Below are 17,174 nucleotides of genomic sequence, written 5' to 3'. Positions count from 1 at the left end.
GAAGGGGTGCTACTTCGCGGACTTCCCGGCGGACCCCCCGGCGGGCTCCGCGGCGGACTTCCTGGCGGGGTCGGGCAGCGCGCCCGTCATCCCCGGCAGGAAGTCCGTGAACAGTTCGTGCACCTCGCGCACCAGGGGGCGCAGTACACGGAAGCGGGCCAGCGAGACACCGAGCGAGGTGAGGCGGGCGCCGCGTTCGGCGAGGCGGTAGCTGCGCTCGCGGTCCTCCGTCCGGTCGAAGATCCAGTACAGGACCAGGCCCATCTGGGAGAGCCACAGCAACTCGGGCAGCACCTCCCGCAGCTCCTCCGGCACCTTCGCCCTCGACCCGGCGAGCACCTCGCGGCAGACGGCGATCTCCTCCACGCGCGCGTGCTCCGACTCCGCGGAGAACGGGCTGAGCGGGCTGTCCGGATCGGCGGCGTTCTTGAAGAACTGCACCGCGAACTCGTGGTACGGCGCCGCCACGTCCAGCCAGGTCTTCAGGACCCCGGCGATCCGCGCCTCCAGGTCCCTCTCGTGGTCCAGGACCTCGCGGACCGCCACCCGGTGCTCGGCGGCGAGCCGGTCGTAGAAGCCCTGGATCAGGTGTTCCTTGCCGGCGAAGTAGTAGTACGCGTTGCCGACCGAGACCCCGGCCTCCTGGGCGATGGCCCGCATCGTCGTCTTCTCGTAGCCCCGCTCCTGGAAGAGGCGCATCGCCGTCTCCAGGATCAGGGCGCGGGTCTGCTCGCTCTTGGCGGGCGTACGCGAAGGGCCGGAGCGGCCGGAGCCCGTGGGCGCCGCGGGACCGCCCGGCGCCGCGGGACCCTCCGGCGCCGCGGGACCGTCCGGGCTGGGGGCACTGTCGTTCGCTGGGGGCACGGTACAGAGCCTAACGAGGCGGACAGGTGCCGCCGTCGCAGGCGGGCGGGTCGTAGGTCCAGCCCGCGGCCCGGTCGTACCTCCACCCGTCGGCGGCGGTGTACGTCCGTCCGCCCCACGCGCCCTCCCGGCGCGCCCGCTGCCCCTCGCGCCACCTGGCGGCGGCGAGCACCGCGCCCCGTGCCAGGCGGGCCCCGGCCGGGGTGCTGAGGCGGTGGGCCGTCGGGCGGTGGTCGGCGAGCGCCCACAGGGTGACGACCCAGGCGGCCGCGCCCCGGTAGACCTGGCCCGCGTCACCGACGACGGTGATCTCTTCGAGGGTCGCGGCGTGGTCGAGCCCGGGGAAGCGCCGCCCGGCCTCCGCCGACCCGGCGGCGACCAGCTCCAGGGGCACCAGCTGCCGCTGCCGTACGAGCCAGTCGCGCAGGAAGGCGCAGAGCGAGCACTGCGCGTCGTACAGGACGGTGAGCCCGCGGACCGGGACGCGTGCGGCGTCCCGGTCCGGTCCGGCGGCGGTGGTCACCGCGCTCACGCGCCGGCCGTCGGCGCGACCCAGCCCTGCGGTGGCACGGGCGGCAGCTGCTCGCGCTCCATGATCCCGCGGCGCCGGATCCTGTTGAGCACGTACACGTTGCCCAGGTGCATGGCGCCCAGCACCAGGAGCACCACACCGAGCTTCGTCGACAGGGCCTCGAACACCCCGCGGGCGTCGGCGACGCTGTCGTCCTGGTTCAGGTAGAGCGCCACGAAGCCGAGGTTCACCAGGTAGAAGCCCACCACCAGGAGGTGGTTGACGGCGTCCGCGAGCTTCTCGTTCCCGTGCAGCACATCGGCGAGGAAGACCCGGCCGTGGTGACTGAGCGTTCGCGCCACCCAGACCGTCAGCGCCACACTGACCAGCAGGTATATGACGTACGCGACGACCGTGAGGTCCATGTCCCCACCCTTTCCCGATTTCTTGAACGCGTTCAAAACGCGCTGTCGAGAGAGAATGTAGACCTGTTTTTGAACACGTTCAAGTTGCCCGTGGGGGGTGCGGATGTGATGTGCGGCTCAGGCGGTGCGGGCCAGTTCCGGCCGCTTGGTGTAGTCGGTGAACCCGATGACGTTGCCCCAGGGGTCGGCGACCTCGACGGTCCAGCCGGTGGCCACGGAGAGGGGCGCGTCGAGGGGCTGGACGCCCGCGGCGGCGAGGGTGTCGGCCGTTCCCCGCGCGTCCCGCACCTCCAGCCACACCCGGGGCGTCGCCCAGGCCGGCGGCCGGTGGTGGAGCCCTTCCTCCAGGCGCAGCAGCACACCGGGTGTCTCCTTGCCGACCTTCAGGACGGCGATCCCGGCCTCGTCGAGCCGCACCCCGAGCTCGAACCCGGCCCGCCGGTAGAAGTCCACGGCCTCGCCGAGATCGCCGACGGGGAGGAGGACGTTGTCGAAACCGAGCAGTTCGTACGACTCGTAGTCTGACATGTCGTCAGATTAGGTCTTCGGGGGCGGTCCGCTGGGGAGGCGGCGGGACAGTCACCCGTGTGGCGGCTTCCGCCCCGGTCACTCGTTCGGCTGGGTCCACCGTCATTGCCCCTGGGTACGCTGAACCCGCGAGATCGACCTGCCGGCTGCCGGCTGCCGACCGGCGTCGGGCGCATCGGGGGACGTGACGCGGAACCGAACGGAGGAACACCTCCACCTCCGGCTGGCCGGCATGGACTGCCTGCCGTACGAGGGGGACCACACCCTCGCCGTGATCCTCAGCAAGGCGATGATCCCGGCCCAGGACACGAAGATCACGGACCCGACGATCCTCAGCCGGCTGCAGCCGTACGGCTCGTACGCGCCGACGGGCGGTTGCGGCTCGGCGTGTGGGACGGCAGCCCGTACGCACCACCGCGTTGACCGGGACCCGTGACCGCACCGGAACCCGACGCCGAGAGCGGGCGCGGGCTCCTGCCGGCGCGGGCATGTGCCGACGACTGGGGCCACTGCCTCCTGGTCAACGGCCGCCGTAATGGCGGCGGCAAGGAGGTCTGGACGGAATGGCGCACCCCGGGCGCATGGCCCTGTCAGGCGCGCCTGCATCTCCCGCCCCACGGTGATCCTCCCCTCGATCCGAATCACGTGGTCCGCCCTCGGCTTACGGTGGCTGTGGCTGTGGCTGTGGCTGTGGCTGTGGCTGTGGCGGAAGGATTGACGAGTGCAGTGGAGATGAGCCGCGTGGAGGCGGTCGCGCTCGTGCAGCGCGTCATGGACGCGGGCTGTGCCTCCGACGACGAGGTGGCCGGTTGGCTGGACACGCTCGGCAGAGCCCTGGGATGTCCCGCCGGTCACATCGGTGACTTGATCTTCTGGCCGCCGCAGGGAGACCTTTCGGCCGATGAGGTGGTCGATCGGGCGCTGGCGTACCGGCCGATCGTTCCGTGAGGGTGAGGCCGGGAACCGGCCCCTGGTCTTCCAGGGGCCGGACCGTCCTGACGGACACGTCCTGGCCGGACGGCCGGATCGCAGCGAACCGTGGGCTCATGGCGGGACCGAGGTGCTCGACAAGGCCGTATCCGGGCCGGCCCGGCCACGGCAGACCGAAGAGGAACGCGGTGGTGATCACCCGGGCCACTTCGGGGTCACCGAGCCGGAACTGCTCCTCCAGGAATCGCAGGGTGACCCGCCAGTCCGTCCCGTCCCCTTCGAGGAACGACGTGACGGTCTCCTGAACGACATCCCGGAAGAAGAGGTCGGGCAGGACACCGTCCTCGTTGAAGACGTGCGCTTCGAACAGGTCCTCGAAGCCGGGCACAGCCGCCACCAAGTCCCGCACCAGCTGGACATCGCGCTCCATCGACACCCTTTCCCCAGGCGCTCGGAATGGATCCACTCCCACATCGGCCATGACCGGCCGGACAGGTCCTAGTGAGCGAGGCCGTGCTTCACGATCCGCTGGGCCACCGTCCTGCTCGCGGCCGCCAGTTCCGTGCTGATCCGGGACTCCGTACCGGCGTCCGGCGTCACGGCCGCGGACAGGGGCGGGCCGGTCAGCAGGCAGGTGCGGCGCAGGTGGGTCGGCGGGTGGGTCGCGTCGACGCTGTGGCCCCGCAGGGCCGCCACCCGGCGCTGCCGTTCGTACTCGGTCTCCGGGATGGAGGCCATGTGCGCGCGGAGGCGTTCCCACAGGCCCTGCCAGGGCTCCCGGTCCGCCGTGCCGCGCCGACCGCGGCCGACCTGCTGCGCGTTGGCCTCGCGCCGCAGCATGGTCTCGGCCGAGTCGAGGACGAGGAAGCGGTTCATGACGGACGCGGCCGCCTCGGTGGACCCGGCCCGGGCGGCCATCGAGTCGGCGAGGTACTCGGCACGCTGCGTGGCCCGCAGGGTCAGCCGGTCGAGCAGCGCCAACAGCCCCTGGAGCAGGGAACGCGGCACGAGGTACACCAGGTTGACGAACGCCTCCACGAGCGTCGGGTCCGGTGTCGGGGCGACGAAGTAGCGCCAGATGGACAGGGAGCGCAGCGCGTTGCCGATGATCAGCCCGTGCCGGGTGTCCCCGTTGCTGTAGTGGCCGAGCTCATGACCGAGCACGGCGATCCGCTCCTGCGGAGTCAGGATCTCCCAGAGCGGGAGCCCAAGTGTCAGCAGCCTGCGCCCGCGTATCCCGTAGGTCGTCACGCTCGCGTTGAGTTCGGCGCTGACGGCGACCGTGTCCACCCCTCTCGTGCCCACCACGGCGGCGACCTCGTCGATCAGACCGAAGAGCGCGGGCGCGTCGGCGCGGCCGAGCAGGGGCCGGTCGTCCGGCAGTTCGGAGAACCGCGGCCGCAGCGTCCACGCCAGGACCGCGAGGAAGACGCCCAGGACCACCCCCGCGCCGCCCCACCCCGTCACCAGGAACCACACCGCGCCGACGGCCAGCGCCACGGTGACACCGTGCACCGCGAGCGCCAGCAGGTGCGCCGCGATCCCCGCGGCGTCGCGGCGCGGTCGCAGCGTCTCCCCGGCGGCCACTTCGCCGAGCAGTCTCTCACCGTGACGGCGGGTGAGTCTTCGCCGCCGTCTTTCCAGCTTCCCGTGCTCCGCGACGGGTTGTCCGGGATCCACGTTCCAGTCGCAGCCTGCGCACCAGACGGTGAACCGGCCGTCCGCGCGGATCTCGGCCCCGCACTGCGGACATGGCTGCGTGGTCTCCCCGACGGCCCCGACGGCCCCGGCGCTGGTGCTCATGCGGCGGTCTCCCTTCCCCCGGCCCCTCCCCGGAGGCCGCCCGATGCTCGGTGTTCGATCTGCCGCAGTTGATCATTTCGTTCGGGCCACGTAAAGCCCGGATAAGTTCTGGGATCCTGAGGTGCAGTGCCTGCCACGGACGTGGTCCCGACCGCGGCCCACACCGAACCGGCTTCTCCGGTACGGGGTTTCTGCTGCAAGATGACCTGAACTGATTCTTTTCCCACACCGTCCCCTCCCCAGGAGCAGTCACCGTGAGCGAGCAGCCGCAGCAGCCACCGAACCAGCCGCCCGGCTACGGCCAGCCCGGTTACGGTCAGCCGAACTCCGGTGCCACTCCGCCCGGTTACGGCTATCCGGGTTCCGGTCCGTACCAGCAGCCGGGGCAGCCCGGTCAGCCGCCGTACGGGTACCCGCAGTCCGGTTACCAGCAGCCCGGTTACCAGCAGCCCGGCGGCTACCCCCCGCCCGGCGCGGTGCCGCCCGGTACCTACACCGGCGACCCCAACGCCCCGTACGGCTACGACCCCTACGGGCGCCCGTACTCGGAGAAGTCGAAGATCGTCGCGGGCATCCTCCAGATCTGCCTCGGTACCTTCGGCGTCGGGCGCTTCTACATCGGCAGCGTCGGCATCGGGGTCGCCCAGCTCCTCACCTGCGGCGGCTTCGGCATCTGGGCGCTGATCGACGGGATCATGCTGCTGACGGGCAACGACGCCACGGACTCCCAGGGCCGGCCCCTGCGTGGCTGAGCCGGGCACCGCGCGCGAAGGCGTGCGTGAGGGTGTGCGCGGAGGTGCGGGTGGAGGCGTGCTGCGGCATCCGGCGGCGGCGCCTCTCGCGGTGCTCGTCGCCGGGACGGCCGGCGCCGCCTGGCTGTACGTCACCGACCCGCACGAGCCGGGGCACTTCCTGCCCCGCTGCCCGTTCCATTACCTCACCGGTCTGCTCTGCCCGGCCTGCGGCGGCACCCGCATGGTGTACGACCTGATGCACGGCCAGCTCGCCGCGGCCTGGCTCGACAACCGGGCGCTGCTGCTCGCCGCCCCGTTCGCCCTCGCGCTGCTCGCGCGCTGGATCGTGGCGGGCCTGCGCGGACGCCGTTGGCGCCCCGAACCGAGCCCACGCGTCCAGGGGTTGGTGGTGACGGCGGCGGTGCTGTGGACCGTGCTCCGCAATGTCCGGAGCTGAATGTCCGGAGCTGAATGTTCGGGGCTGAATGTCCGGGGCCGACGACCGGCATACTTGATCACGGGATGGGAACGATAGAAGGTTTGCCCTCCCCGTCACCCCATGGTGCTCCGTACGCTCACACGGCACAGGGGGGATGACGTGTACGCGGTAACGCGTGCGCGGTCGTCGGCGTTCCGCGCGGTTTCCGGCGGTCCGCCCGGTTCTCGGCGGTCTTCGCCACGGATCCCCTCCGGCATCTCCGGAGCGGGTCCGCTCCGGATTCGTTCAGTCATCCAGGAGCACGTTTCATGACCGTCCCTCCCGCAACCCAGTACGGCGTCGACCCCCAGGGCCGTCCCTACTCCGACAAGTCGAAGATCGTCGCGGGCATCCTCCAGATCTTCCTGGGCACCCTCGGCATCGGACGCTTCTACGTCGGCTCCGTCGGCGTGGGTGTCGCGCAGCTCCTCACCTGCGGTGGCCTCGGCTTCTGGGCGCTGATCGACGGCATCCTGTTCCTCACCAGCAACGACCGCACCGACAAGCACGGCCGCGTGCTGCGCGGCTGAGGCCGGTCGGCAGGCGTAACCGAAGAGGACCCCGCTCCGGCCGGAGCGGGGTCCTCTTCGGTTACGCGGCAGGAGCTCAGAAGCGGCGCGTGATCAGCGCCCGCTTCACCTCCTGGATCGCCTTCGTGACCTCGATGCCACGCGGGCAGGCGTCCGTGCAGTTGAACGTCGTGCGGCAGCGCCACACACCGTCCTTGTCGTTCAGGATCTCCAGCCGCTGCTCCCCGGCGTCGTCGCGCGAGTCGAAGATGAAGCGGTGGGCGTTCACGATGGCGGCCGGACCGAAGTACTGGCCGTCGTTCCAGAACACCGGGCAGGAGGAGGTGCAGGCGGCGCAGAGGATGCACTTCGTCGTGTCGTCGAAGCGCTCCCGGTCCTCCGCCGTCTGCAGCCGCTCGCGCGTCGGCTCGTTCGTCTCCTTCGTGATGAGGAACGGCATCACGTCGCGGTACGCCTGGAAGAACGGCTCCATGTCCACGACCAGGTCCTTCAGCACGGTGAGGCCCTTGATGGGCTCGACCGTGATGGGCTTGGCCGGGTTGATGTCCTTGATCAGGGTCTTGCAGGCCAGCCGGTTCTTGCCGTTGATCCGCATGGCGTCCGAGCCGCAGATGCCGTGCGCGCAGGACCGGCGGAAGGTCAGGGTGCCGTCGTGGTCCCACTTGATCTTGTGCAGCGCGTCGAGGACGCGCTCCTTGGGATCGATCTCCAGCTGGAAGTCCTCCCACACCGCTTCCGCCGAGACCTCGGGGTTGAAGCGGCGGATGCGGAAGGTGGCCGTGATGTACGGGGAGTCGGCGAAGCCGGGCTCGGGGGTGCCGGCCGCGTCCGCCTTGTCCAGAGTGGGGGTTGCCATCAGTACTTACGCTCCATCGGCTGGTAGCGGGTCTGGACGACCGGCTTGTAGTCGAGACGGATGGACTCGGTGCCGTCGTCGCCGACCTCGCGGTACGCCATGGTGTGGCGCATGAAGTTCACGTCGTCCCGGTTGGGGTAGTCCTCGCGGTAGTGACCGCCGCGGGACTCCTTGCGGGCGAGCGCGGACACGGCCATGACCTCGGCCAGGTCGAGCAGGTTGCCCAGCTCGACGGCCTCCAGGAGGTCGGTGTTGAACCGCTTGCCCTTGTCCTGGACGGACACGTTCAGATAGCGCTCGCGCAGCTCGGCGATCTTCTCGACGGCCGTCTTGATCGTCTGCTCGGTGCGGAACACCATGACGTTGGCGTCCATGGTCTCCTGGAGCTCGCGGCGGATGTCCGCCACGCGCTCGCCGCCCGTGGACGACCGCAGCCGCTCGATCTGCGAGACGACCAGCGAGGCCGGGTCCTCGGGCAGTTCGACGTGGTCGACCGTGGCCGAGTACTGCGCCGCGGCGATGCCCGCGCGACGTCCGAAGACGTTGATGTCGAGCAGCGAGTTCGTGCCCAGGCGGTTGGCGCCGTGGACCGAGACACAGGCGACCTCGCCGGCCGCGTACAGGCCCGGGACGACCGTGGTGTTGTCCGCGAGGACCTCGCCCTGGACGTTCGTCGGGATGCCGCCCATGGCGTAGTGCGCGGTGGGCTGGATCGGGATCGGGTCCGTGTACGGCTCGATGCCGAGGTAGGTACGGGCGAACTCCGTGATGTCGGGCAGCTTGGCGTCGAGCTGCTCCGGCGGCAGGTGCGTGAGGTCGAGGTAGACGTGGTCGCCCTCGGGACCGCAGCCGCGGCCCTCGCGGATCTCCGTGTAGATGGAGCGCGAGACGACGTCACGGGACGCGAGGTCCTTCATGACCGGCGCGTACTTCTCCATGAAGCGCTCGCCGTCCTTGTTGCGCAGGATGCCGCCCTCACCGCGGGCGCCCTCCGTCAGCAGGATGCCCATGCGCCAGATGCCGGTCGGGTGGAACTGGAAGAACTCCATGTCCTCCAGCGGCAGCCCGCGCCGGTAGACCGCCGCCTGGCCGTCGCCCGTCAGGGTGTGCGCGTTGGACGTCACCTTGAAGAACTTGCCGGTGCCGCCGGACGCGTAGATCACGGCCTTCGCCTGGAAGACGTGGATCTCCCCGGTCGCCAGTTCGTAGGCGACGACGCCGGCCGACGTCTTGACGCCGTCGACCTCGGTGATCAGCTGGTCGAGGACGTAGAACTCGTTGAAGAACTCCACGCCCTCCTTGACGCAGTTCTGGTACAGCGTCTGGAGGATCATGTGGCCGGTGCGGTCCGCCGCGTAGCAGGACCGGCGGACCGGGGCCTCGCCGTGGTTGCGCGAGTGGCCGCCGAAGCGGCGCTGGTCGATGGTGCCGTCCGGGGTCCGGTTGAACGGCAGGCCCATCTTCTCCAGGTCGAGGACCGCGTCGATGGCCTCCTTCGCCAGGATCTCGGCGGCGTCCTGGTCGACCAGGTAGTCACCGCCCTTGATCGTGTCGAAGGTGTGCCACTCCCAGTTGTCCTCCTCCACGTTGGCGAGCGCGGCGGCCATGCCGCCCTGCGCGGCGCCCGTGTGGGAGCGGGTGGGGTAGAGCTTCGTCAGCACGGCGGTGCGGCTGCGCTTCGTCGACTCGATGGCGGCGCGCATGCCGGCGCCGCCGGCGCCGACGATGACGGTGTCGTACTTGTGGATCTTCATGATTCTCGCAGCCCCGTGCCTAGCGGATGTTCGGGTCGAAGGTGAAGATCACCAGCGTGCCCAGCAGGATGGTGAACACCGTGGCGGTGTAGAGCAGGCCCTTGAGCCACAGCCGGGTGTTCGCGCGCTCCGCGTAGTCGTTGATGACCGTGCGCAGGCCGTTGGCGCCGTGCAGCATCGCGAGCCAGAGCATCAGCAGGTCCCAGACCTGCCAGAACGGGGAGGCCCAGCGGCCCGCCACGAAGGCGAAGCCGATCTTGGAGACGCCGCCGTCGAGGACGAGCTGGATGAGCAGGTGACCGATGACCAGGACGACCAGGACGATGCCCGACAGGCGCATGAAGAGCCAGGCGTGCATCTCGAAGTTGCCGCGGGTGGACTTCGGGGACTTCTTGGTCCGCTTGCGCGGGGGCTCGATCAGGGGCGCCGGGTTGTCGACGTCGTAGAGGGACGCGCCCTCGACGGGACCGATGCCGGATGCGGTCTTCTCGGTGGTGACTGTGTTGTCTGCCATCTTGCGCGTCAGCTCCCGAAGACTTCACGAGCGGCGTGGCCGAGGACGGGGTAGAGGGCCCCGGCCATCAGCACGACCCAGATGCCGACCACGGTCCAGAGCATCTGCTTCTGGAAGCGGGCGCCCTTCGACCAGAAGTCGACGGCGATCACGCGGAGACCGTTGAGCGCGTGGAAGAGGACTGCGGCGACGAGGCCGTACTCCAGCAGCGCCACGATCGGCGTCTTGTAGGTGGCTACGACCCTGTCGTAGTCCTCGGGGGAGACACGCACGAGAGCGGTGTCCAGGACGTGTACGAACAGGAAGAAGAAGATGAGGACGCCGGTGACTCGATGAGCCACCCAGGACCACATTCCTTCCCGGCCGCGGTACAGCGTTCCAGCCGGCACGGAAGAACCCTCCGAAAGCGGGGATTGGGGCCGCGCCGGCTTCGGTGTCGGTCGGGCCCGGCCGGGTACGGTCCACCGGCCCTGGCCATCGTAGCGACGTATTGTCGGAACGTTTACGGCGGGCCTACCGATGTGATCGAACTGGTAGGCAAACAGGCACGTACGGGCTATTACGGGCGGGCCCGGATTTCGGAGCCCGCGCCCCTGGAGGCCGTTCCCCCGAAGGCCGCGCCCCTAAAGACAGGAGGACTGGGCCGTCCCCCTGGCTCCCAGGAGCAGCCTGGTCAGGCGGCCCTTCGCCAGGCGGCGCAGTTCCTCCGCCGTGCGGGTCCGCTCCTCGTCCGGGTCGTTCGCCAGGCGGGCGCGGATCTCGGCCAGGACCAGGTCGGGGGACTCCTCCGGGGCCGTGTCGTCCAGGCAGATCACGAAGACGTGACCGAAGCGGCTCTCGTACGCCGCGTGGGCCGCGCCCAGGGCCATGTGCGCGGCGGAGTACGCGCCCTCGGGCAGGAGCGTGAGGGACTCGCAGGCCAGGGCCTCGGAGATGTCGCCGCACGTCAGGTCGTACGACGCCTCGTCGGACGCGGCCAGCAGGGAGTCCAGGTCGGGGTAGGGACGGTGTTCGGCGACGCGGCGGGCCCAGCGGTGGCTGCCGCAGCAGGAGAGCAGGGCGCGCTCGGCCTCGTCGGCGGGCAGGGCGTTGAACCGCTCCAGGCCGGTGGGGCGGGAGGGACGGTGCGCGGGCAGCGTGGGTTCCTCGGCGGTTCGGCGGCGCCCGGTCAGGCGCCACGCGTGGTTCGGCAGGGGATGGAGTGAGACATGTGTCGTCACGCTATCGAGGCTTGACGGAAGCTGTCCGGCAGATGCCCGAACTTCACCCGTAAGGGAGAGTTTCGACACAGGAGGTGGACGGCGGCAGGGGGTGGAGGGGCTTAGGTTCACCACGGAGACACATGGAGATACGGCGTACGAGAACGGCCCCGGAGAGTGAGCGGAGAGTGAGTGGTCTGTGGCGAGCGGGCGTAGGCGCAGGGAACCGGCACCGGCATCGGTCCGCAGGAAGCCCCTGCTGGTCGGCGCGGGCGTCGCGGCGGTCGTGGCGGGTGCCGCGCTGACCGTGGGTCTCTGGCCGGGCGGCGACCAGGACGCGCCGTCGGGCGGGCGGTCCTCCGGCGGGGGGAACGCCCTGGCGCCGGCGGCCTCCCCGACGCCGTCACCCGACCGGACGTATCCGATGTCGAAGACCCCCCGGACGATCCCGGCCGTGCGCGAGCACACCCCGGCCCGCGGCCCGGGCTGGCGTCCCGCGAAGGGCGGACGCGTGGTCGTCGGCGCCGCCGGGCTCGCCGACGAGGGGCGGCTGCTCGCGAAGGAGCTGGGACTGGCCTACGCGGGGAAGGGCGAGCCGCGCACCGGGGACGTCGGCCTGTACCTCACCGACGAGGACGCGAACGCGGAGTCCTACACGCTGGCCGTCGAGGACGGGCGGGTGCGGATCAGCGGCACGGAGGAGGCGGGCGTCTTCTACGGCACGCGCACGCTCAAGCAGGAGGTCCACGGGAACGCCACGGCGCCCGAGGGGGTCGTACGGGACTCGCCGGCGAAGCCGCAGCGCGGGTTCATGCTGGACATCGCGCGCAAGCACTTCACCGCCGGGTGGATCGAGGACCGGATCCGTGAGCTGGGCGACCTGAAGTACAACCAGCTCGGCCTGCACTTCTCCGACGACCAGGGCTTCCGGATCGCCTCCGGCTCGCACCCCGAGATCGTGTCGAAGGAGCACCTGACCAAGGCGGAGGTGCGGCGCATCGTCAAGCTCGCGGCGAGCCGGCACATCTCCGTCGTGCCCGAGATCGACTCGCCGGGTCACCTGGGCGCGGTGATCGCCGCGCACCCGGACCTCCAGCTGCGCAACACGCGGGGCGTCGCCTCGCGGGGCGCGATCGACATCTCGAAACCGGCCGCGGCGAAGATCGTGGACGAGCTGCTGGACGAGTACGCCGGCCTCTTCCCCGGCCGGTACTGGCACCTCGGCGCCGACGAGTACCAGGCGCTGACGGTGGCGGACCCGGCGGCCTCCTATCCGCAGCTGGCCGCCGCCGCGCGGAAGGCGTACGGCCCGGGCGCCGGGATCGAGGACCTGGCGACGGGCTGGCTCAACGGCCGGGCGAAGGTGATGCGCGGGCACGACCGGACGCTGCGCGCCTGGAACGACGGGTTCTTCGCCGGGAGCACCGTCGAGGCCGACGACGACGTGCAGGTCGCGTACTGGACCGGCAAGGAGATCGGCGCACGGCAGCCGGACGAGTACCTGCGGGCCGGGCGCCAGGTGGTCAACTACAACGACGAGTACCTCTACTACGTCCTCGGGCAGCCCAACGCCTTCGTCTACCCGACCGGGCGTCGCATCTACGAGCAGTGGACCCCCCTCGTCGTCCGCGGCACCTCGCCGGTGTCGAAGGAGTACGACGAACAGATCCTCGGCGCGTCCTTCGCCGTCTGGTGCGACCTCTCGGGCTCCCGGACCCAGGACCAGGTGGCCGCCGGGATCCGGATGCCGCTGCGGGCACTGACCCAGAAGCTGTGGGACCCGCGCAGGCCCGCGGCGTCGTGGGCCGACTTCAAGGGGCTGGCGGGGAAGCTGGGCTGAGACGGCGCGGGCGGGCCGGCCCGCCCGCACCGCCCGGCGGACTGCCCGGCGGCCCGCCCGGCGGTGCGGTGGTGCTGCGGGGCGGTGGCGGCGGCTTGACCGTTCCGGTGGCGAACGGCCGTGCGTATGTGGTGTATTCGGCCTGGCTGAACCGATACAGGGGGAGCGGCATGGGCTACTGGGGGTACTTCGTCGTCGGCAGGAGCGGGCGGCCGCTCGCGGAGTTCGACGCGTTGTCGGAGGCGTCGGGCCTGACACTGCACGAGACGGCGGACGACGGCTGGCAGGTGTGGGAGTACCCGAACGCGCCCGACGACGGCGCCGGCGACGTCGGGAACATGAACGACCTGGCCGGGGAGACGGGCGCGCCCGCCCTCTTCGGCTACGTCATGGACAGCGACTGCGTGGTCGTCGAGGCGGCCTCGCCCGGCGGCGGCACCTGGACGACCTGTCTGGGCAGGGAGGCGATGGCCGGACACCTGGGCGGGAACGAGGACGGCCTGGCCGTCGACGACTTCTTCCTGGAACCGCGCGACGCCGTCGAGCGGGCCCTCGCCTGGGCCGCCGAATCGGGCCGCGAGGCGTCCGAGGAACGTCTCCTCGACGTGCTCACCTCCGCCGCGGACCCCTCGGCCGAGATGCTTTTCTTCCGGTTCCTGGACCGCCTCGGGGTCGTTCCCTTGTAGATTTCGGCCATCTCGCAGTGTGACGTTCCAGCCACTGTGCGCGCAGTAAGGGGAAGTGCGGGCTCCGTGACCGGCGGCGGCCCCACCGAGGGAGGCGTGATGAGCCTGGTGGAACTGATCGCCCGGGCCGACGGGCGGGGGCTGGCGGCCGGTGCTCTGGCGTGCCTGGACAGGTGCGTGCCCCTGCTGGGCGGTGACGACGAGGTCCTGCGGCCTCTGTGGGCGGTCCTCGCCGACTCCGGGGAGGCCGAGGGGGCCGGGGGGCCCGGGGAGCCCGGGGAAGCGGACCGTGACTGGGGTGGGTGCGTCGAGCAGGTGCGCGCCAAGTTGTACCTCTCCGCGACCGCGGAGGGTGGCGCGTCCGCGGAGGGTGGCGCGTCCGCGGAGGGTGGCGCGTCCGCGGAGGGTGGCGCGTCCGCCGAGGGGGGAGCCGTCGCGCTGGCGCACCGCATGCTCGGCGCCGCCCCCGTCGAAAGGAACGCCGCCGGCCTGCGGGAATGGGCCGACACCTGCTCGGTCGCCGCGCTGCGGATCCACCGCCTCCTCGACGGCTCGGCTGCTGCGGCTGACACGGCGGAGACGACTGACACGGCGTCCGCTGCCGTGTCCTGGCGCGAGGGCGTCACGGAGGACATGTCGCCCCTCGTCGCCGCCGAACTGCGCCGTCAGATCACCGTCCTGGAACTGCTGGCGGCCCACGGCCCCGCGGGACTGCGCCAGGCGCGGGAACTCACCACCGAGGGCCGGCGCGTACTGCGCGCGGTCGTGTCCAGGCGCGCCCGCGGACGCGCCTGAGCGGTCCCGGCACGCGGGGGCACGCGGGCGTACTTCAGGTACGGGCTACGGGCTACGGGTTACGGGTTACGGGTTACGGGTTACGGGTTACGGGTTACGGACTACGGGGTCAGGACCGAGCCGGTGTCGAGGGCCCGGGTCCGCATCCGGGCGGTGCCGTCGAGGTCCGTACCGGCGCCGGTACGCGCCGTCGCTCCGCATCGTGAGTTCGTGCGCCCGCACGGGCCGCTCGTCCCACCTCCGGAAAGCCTCGCGGGTGTGCGGTCTTCATCGCAGACCGGGCAAGGAGGCTGGCCGAGGCGGATGGTTGTGCAGATTCCTGGAGTTTTAAATGTGATCTTTGTCACTGTGGAGACATGTGATGTTCGGACCACCCTCCTCGCTTGGTGTTGCGGACCGCCCATGGCTGTGGCGGGACGGACGTGACCGGACAAGGGGGCGCGAACGATGGGAAGGGCGAGGACAGGACCAGGATCAGGGATGGGGTCGGGGCCGGGGACGGGGCCAGGGCCGGGGGAGCGCCCGCGTGCCCCCCGGAGACTGTCGGCAGACCTGCGGATGCGGCAGCACGCGGCGCGGTTCGTGCGCGACGTCACGGCACGCAGCAGGCTGCCGCTGGACTACTCCGTCGCGAGCCTGCGCGTCGTCGACTTCATCGTCGACGGACTGCGCAAGAGCGGCCGGGACCGTGCGGCGGTGGGGCAGGTGCTGTTCGGACTCGGGGTGTACGCCGGGGAGGTGCTGGTGCGGCGGGCCGGTGCCGCGTGGATCGAGTTCGACCAGGGGCAGCGGGAGCTGTTCGGCCAGGCCGTGGGCATAAGGATGCCGGACGGACGGGTGTGGAACCCGGTGGGCAAGGTCGTGAAGCGCTTCGAGGCGGGGGAGCGGGAGTCGCTGAGCACGTTCTACCTGCAACTGCACGGGCGGGCGCGGTCCGGTTCTCCCGGGTGTGCGCGGAGCGGGCGGCGCGTCTGACAGGCTGTGCCTCTGCGTCTACGGACCGTGGCGACCGTGCCCACGGGCTGTGACGTCTCCGTGTCGTCCGGCGTGGACGGCGTGGACGGTGCGGACGGTGCGGACGACCTGGGAGTGGGCGATCACGGTGATCCGTGCCGAGGGGTGCGGACGCGGTACGGACTCGGTGCGAACGAGGACAGTGTTGGGCCAGGGAGGGGAATTCCGCCGCGTGCGGTCGTCCGAGGGGGAGTTGGGCGCTGCCGTCGCGCGGGCGCAGCAGGGGGACGAGGCCGCCTTCGCGGTCGCGTACCGGATCGTGCAGCCCGGACTGCTCGGGTATCTGCGCGGACTGGTCGGCGCCGAGGCGGAGGACGTGGCGTCCGACGCGTGGCTGGAGATCGCCCGGGATCTCGGGCGGTTCCGCGGCGACGCGGCGGGGTTCCGCGGCTGGACCGCGACCATCGCCCGGCACCGGGCGCTCGACCACCTGCGGCGGCAGAAGGTGCGGCCACGGGCGTCCGAGGTCGAACAGGACCTGCTCGACCTGCCGGCCGCGCACAGCACGGACGGCCAGGTGCTGGAGTCCCTCGGGACGCAGTACGCCCTGGAACTGCTCTCGACCCTGCCGCGCGACCAGGCCGAGGCCGTGCTGCTGCGGGTCGTCGTCGGCCTCGACGGCCCCGCGGCCGCGCGCGTCCTCGGCAAGCGCCCCGGCGCGGTACGCACCGCCGCGCACCGGGGCCTGAAACGTCTGGCCCGCCGGCTCGGTGCCGAGGGTGTGACGGATGACGGCCCCCGGGCGCTGGGAGGGTCGGAGTGAACGACAGGCGGTCCCTGGGCGGCGAGGACGGATGCGGCATGGGTGAACGAGAGGGCGGCGATACCCGCCCGGAGCCGGCGGCCCCGGGTTCCCCCGGGGACCGGCCCGACCTCGGTGCGGCTCTCGCCGCCGCCCTGCGGGACGGAGCGGTGGACCCGGAGGCCGAGGAGCGGGCTCTCGCCGCGTTCCGGGAGGTACGGGCCGGGGGAGCGCTCGACGGAGCGCGCACCCGGCGGCAGGACGACTGGCGGCCGGCGGACGGGCGGCGGCGCGGTCGGCCCCTGCGCGAGGTGCTGATCGCACTGGCCGCGAGCGTGACGCTGGGCGGGGTGGCGGTCGCGGCCATCGGTTCGGCCGTGGGGGCGCGCGACGACGGGGACGGGCGGGACGGGCTCCGGCCGTCGAGCAGCGCCCCGACCGCCACCGCCACCGCCACCGCGGACGACGCCGACCCCGGACTGCCCGGTCCGTCCGGCCCGTTCGCCTCGCCCGGTCCGTCCGGTCCGTCCGGCCGGTCCTCCGCCGCTCAGGACCTCCTGGCCCACTGCCGCGCGTACGACTCGGTGCAGAGGCAGGGCAAGGCGCTCGACTCGGCGGCCTGGCAGCGGCTTGTCCGGGCCGCGGGCGGCCAGGACGACGTCGAGGCGTACTGCGCGGCGCAGTCGACCGGGTCCGAGGAGAAGAAGGAGAACAAGGAGAAGAAGGAGAACAAGGAGAACAAGGAGAAGAAGGAGAACAAGGAGAAGAAGGAGAAGAAGGAGAAGGCTGACAGGAAGTCCGACGAGGCCGATCCGGGCAAACCGGCCAAGACGCCGAAGACCCCTGGCAAGGACGCGAAGAGCACGAAAGAAGCCAAGAACACCAAGGCCGAGAAGAGCAAGGCGAACAAGGACAGCAAGGACAGCAAGAACAATGAGAAGGACGACGGCGGTTGATGTCGGGGAGCGCGC

22 protein-coding genes are annotated in these 17,174 nt (G+C 71.2%); 12 read left to right on the top strand and 10 right to left on the bottom strand.

What is annotated here, in order from left to right; all coding sequences use genetic code 11:
• Positions 1 to 9: 9 nt before the first annotated feature.
• The 4 genes from KM933_RS00990 to KM933_RS00975 all read right to left on the bottom strand — a co-directional run bounded on the left by KM933_RS00990 (position 10) and on the right by KM933_RS00975 (position 2,328).
• Positions 10 to 717, bottom strand: coding sequence for a TetR family transcriptional regulator (locus KM933_RS00990; protein WP_260332888.1), 708 nt, complete (start codon positions 715 to 717; stop codon positions 10 to 12).
• A gap of 157 nt (positions 718 to 874) precedes the next feature.
• Positions 875 to 1,396 carry a thiol-disulfide oxidoreductase DCC family protein gene (locus KM933_RS00985; RefSeq protein ID WP_221347799.1) on the bottom strand — a complete coding sequence of 174 codons (522 nt, stop codon included), beginning with the start codon at positions 1,394 to 1,396 and terminating at the stop codon, positions 875 to 877.
• On the bottom strand, positions 1,393 to 1,800 hold the full coding sequence (locus KM933_RS00980; protein WP_221347798.1) for a hypothetical protein: 408 nt from the start codon (positions 1,798 to 1,800) through the stop codon (positions 1,393 to 1,395). Before KM933_RS00980 ends, KM933_RS00985 begins: the two co-directional genes overlap by 4 nt.
• 117 nt (positions 1,801 to 1,917) lie before the next feature.
• Complete coding sequence (locus KM933_RS00975; RefSeq protein ID WP_221347797.1) at positions 1,918 to 2,328, bottom strand: VOC family protein; 411 nt, start codon at positions 2,326 to 2,328, stop codon at positions 1,918 to 1,920.
• 184 nt (positions 2,329 to 2,512) lie between these two features.
• On the opposite strand from KM933_RS00975, the gene KM933_RS00970 reads away from it, so the two are divergent.
• The 3 genes from KM933_RS00970 (at position 2,513) to KM933_RS00960 (ending at position 3,760) form a co-directional block, all read left to right on the top strand.
• Positions 2,513 to 2,764, top strand: a complete 252-nt coding sequence (locus KM933_RS00970; protein WP_221347796.1) for a DUF7737 domain-containing protein — start codon at positions 2,513 to 2,515, stop codon at positions 2,762 to 2,764.
• A gap of 296 nt (positions 2,765 to 3,060) precedes the next feature.
• Positions 3,061 to 3,276, top strand: a complete 216-nt coding sequence (locus KM933_RS00965; RefSeq protein WP_221347889.1) for a bacteriocin immunity protein — start codon at positions 3,061 to 3,063, stop codon at positions 3,274 to 3,276.
• The gene (locus KM933_RS00960; protein WP_221347795.1) at positions 3,230 to 3,760 is read left to right on the top strand and encodes a hypothetical protein; all 531 of its coding nucleotides are present in this window, start codon (positions 3,230 to 3,232) and stop codon (positions 3,758 to 3,760) included. Before KM933_RS00965 ends, KM933_RS00960 begins: the two co-directional genes overlap by 47 nt.
• On the opposite strand, the gene KM933_RS00955 is transcribed toward KM933_RS00960, so the two are convergent.
• Positions 3,757 to 5,061 carry a M48 family metallopeptidase gene (locus tag KM933_RS00955; RefSeq protein WP_221347794.1) on the bottom strand — a complete coding sequence of 435 codons (1,305 nt, stop codon included), beginning with the start codon at positions 5,059 to 5,061 and terminating at the stop codon, positions 3,757 to 3,759. The two genes, KM933_RS00960 and KM933_RS00955, sit on opposite strands and share 4 nt — an antisense overlap.
• Positions 5,062 to 5,315: 254 nt before the next feature.
• Between KM933_RS00955 and KM933_RS00950 the strand changes: the two genes are divergently transcribed.
• The 3 genes from KM933_RS00950 (at position 5,316) to KM933_RS00940 (ending at position 6,803) form a co-directional block, all read left to right on the top strand.
• A complete protein-coding gene (locus KM933_RS00950) occupies positions 5,316 to 5,813 on the top strand; it encodes a TM2 domain-containing protein (RefSeq protein ID WP_221347793.1) in 498 nt (165 codons plus the stop codon).
• Between the two features lie 58 nt (positions 5,814 to 5,871).
• Positions 5,872 to 6,252: a DUF2752 domain-containing protein gene (locus tag KM933_RS00945; protein ID WP_308013194.1), complete on the top strand. Its 381-nt coding sequence runs from the start codon at positions 5,872 to 5,874 to the stop codon at positions 6,250 to 6,252.
• A 290-nt stretch (positions 6,253 to 6,542) separates the two neighbouring features.
• The gene (locus KM933_RS00940; RefSeq protein WP_221347792.1) at positions 6,543 to 6,803 is read left to right on the top strand and encodes a TM2 domain-containing protein; all 261 of its coding nucleotides are present in this window, start codon (positions 6,543 to 6,545) and stop codon (positions 6,801 to 6,803) included.
• A gap of 76 nt (positions 6,804 to 6,879) precedes the next feature.
• Here KM933_RS00940 and KM933_RS00935 read toward each other — a convergent pair whose 3' ends face one another.
• The 5 genes from KM933_RS00935 to KM933_RS00915 form a co-directional block, all read right to left on the bottom strand.
• A complete protein-coding gene (locus KM933_RS00935; RefSeq protein ID WP_221347791.1) occupies positions 6,880 to 7,659 on the bottom strand; it encodes a succinate dehydrogenase iron-sulfur subunit in 780 nt (259 codons plus the stop codon).
• Entirely contained in the window at positions 7,659 to 9,413 is a 1,755-nt protein-coding gene (sdhA, locus tag KM933_RS00930; RefSeq protein WP_221347790.1) for a succinate dehydrogenase flavoprotein subunit, read from the bottom strand. Before sdhA ends, KM933_RS00935 begins: the two co-directional genes overlap by 1 nt.
• Before the next feature lie 19 nt (positions 9,414 to 9,432).
• Positions 9,433 to 9,927, bottom strand: a complete 495-nt coding sequence (locus tag KM933_RS00925; RefSeq protein WP_221347789.1) for a succinate dehydrogenase hydrophobic membrane anchor subunit — start codon at positions 9,925 to 9,927, stop codon at positions 9,433 to 9,435.
• Between the two features lie 8 nt (positions 9,928 to 9,935).
• Positions 9,936 to 10,316: a succinate dehydrogenase, cytochrome b556 subunit gene (sdhC, locus tag KM933_RS00920; RefSeq protein ID WP_221347788.1), complete on the bottom strand. Its 381-nt coding sequence runs from the start codon at positions 10,314 to 10,316 to the stop codon at positions 9,936 to 9,938.
• Between the two features lie 234 nt (positions 10,317 to 10,550).
• Positions 10,551 to 11,063: a 2-oxo-4-hydroxy-4-carboxy-5-ureidoimidazoline decarboxylase gene (locus KM933_RS00915; RefSeq protein ID WP_260332884.1), complete on the bottom strand. Its 513-nt coding sequence runs from the start codon at positions 11,061 to 11,063 to the stop codon at positions 10,551 to 10,553.
• Positions 11,064 to 11,325: 262 nt separating this feature from the next.
• Between KM933_RS00915 and KM933_RS00910 the strand changes: the two genes are divergently transcribed.
• From KM933_RS00910 to KM933_RS00885, 6 genes are all read left to right on the top strand, one after another.
• Entirely contained in the window at positions 11,326 to 12,966 is a 1,641-nt protein-coding gene (locus KM933_RS00910; RefSeq protein WP_308013193.1) for a beta-N-acetylhexosaminidase, read from the top strand.
• A gap of 170 nt (positions 12,967 to 13,136) precedes the next feature.
• On the top strand, positions 13,137 to 13,652 hold the full coding sequence (locus KM933_RS00905) for a hypothetical protein (protein ID WP_221347787.1): 516 nt from the start codon (positions 13,137 to 13,139) through the stop codon (positions 13,650 to 13,652).
• 99 nt (positions 13,653 to 13,751) lie between these two features.
• A complete protein-coding gene (locus KM933_RS00900; protein WP_221347786.1) occupies positions 13,752 to 14,447 on the top strand; it encodes a hypothetical protein in 696 nt (231 codons plus the stop codon).
• Between the two features lie 558 nt (positions 14,448 to 15,005).
• The gene (locus KM933_RS00895; RefSeq protein ID WP_221347785.1) at positions 15,006 to 15,422 is read left to right on the top strand and encodes a hypothetical protein; all 417 of its coding nucleotides are present in this window, start codon (positions 15,006 to 15,008) and stop codon (positions 15,420 to 15,422) included.
• Between the two features lie 184 nt (positions 15,423 to 15,606).
• Positions 15,607 to 16,224: an RNA polymerase sigma factor gene (locus tag KM933_RS00890; protein WP_221347784.1), complete on the top strand. Its 618-nt coding sequence runs from the start codon at positions 15,607 to 15,609 to the stop codon at positions 16,222 to 16,224.
• A gap of 38 nt (positions 16,225 to 16,262) precedes the next feature.
• A complete protein-coding gene (locus KM933_RS00885; protein WP_221347783.1) occupies positions 16,263 to 17,159 on the top strand; it encodes a hypothetical protein in 897 nt (298 codons plus the stop codon).
• The last annotated feature ends 15 nt before the right edge of the window (positions 17,160 to 17,174 follow it).

The organism is Streptomyces beigongshangae, from assembly GCF_019710745.1.
In the GTDB taxonomy this organism is placed as follows: domain Bacteria; phylum Actinomycetota; class Actinomycetes; order Streptomycetales; family Streptomycetaceae; genus Streptomyces; species Streptomyces beigongshangae.
This window is presented reverse-complemented; position numbering and strand designations above follow the sequence as displayed.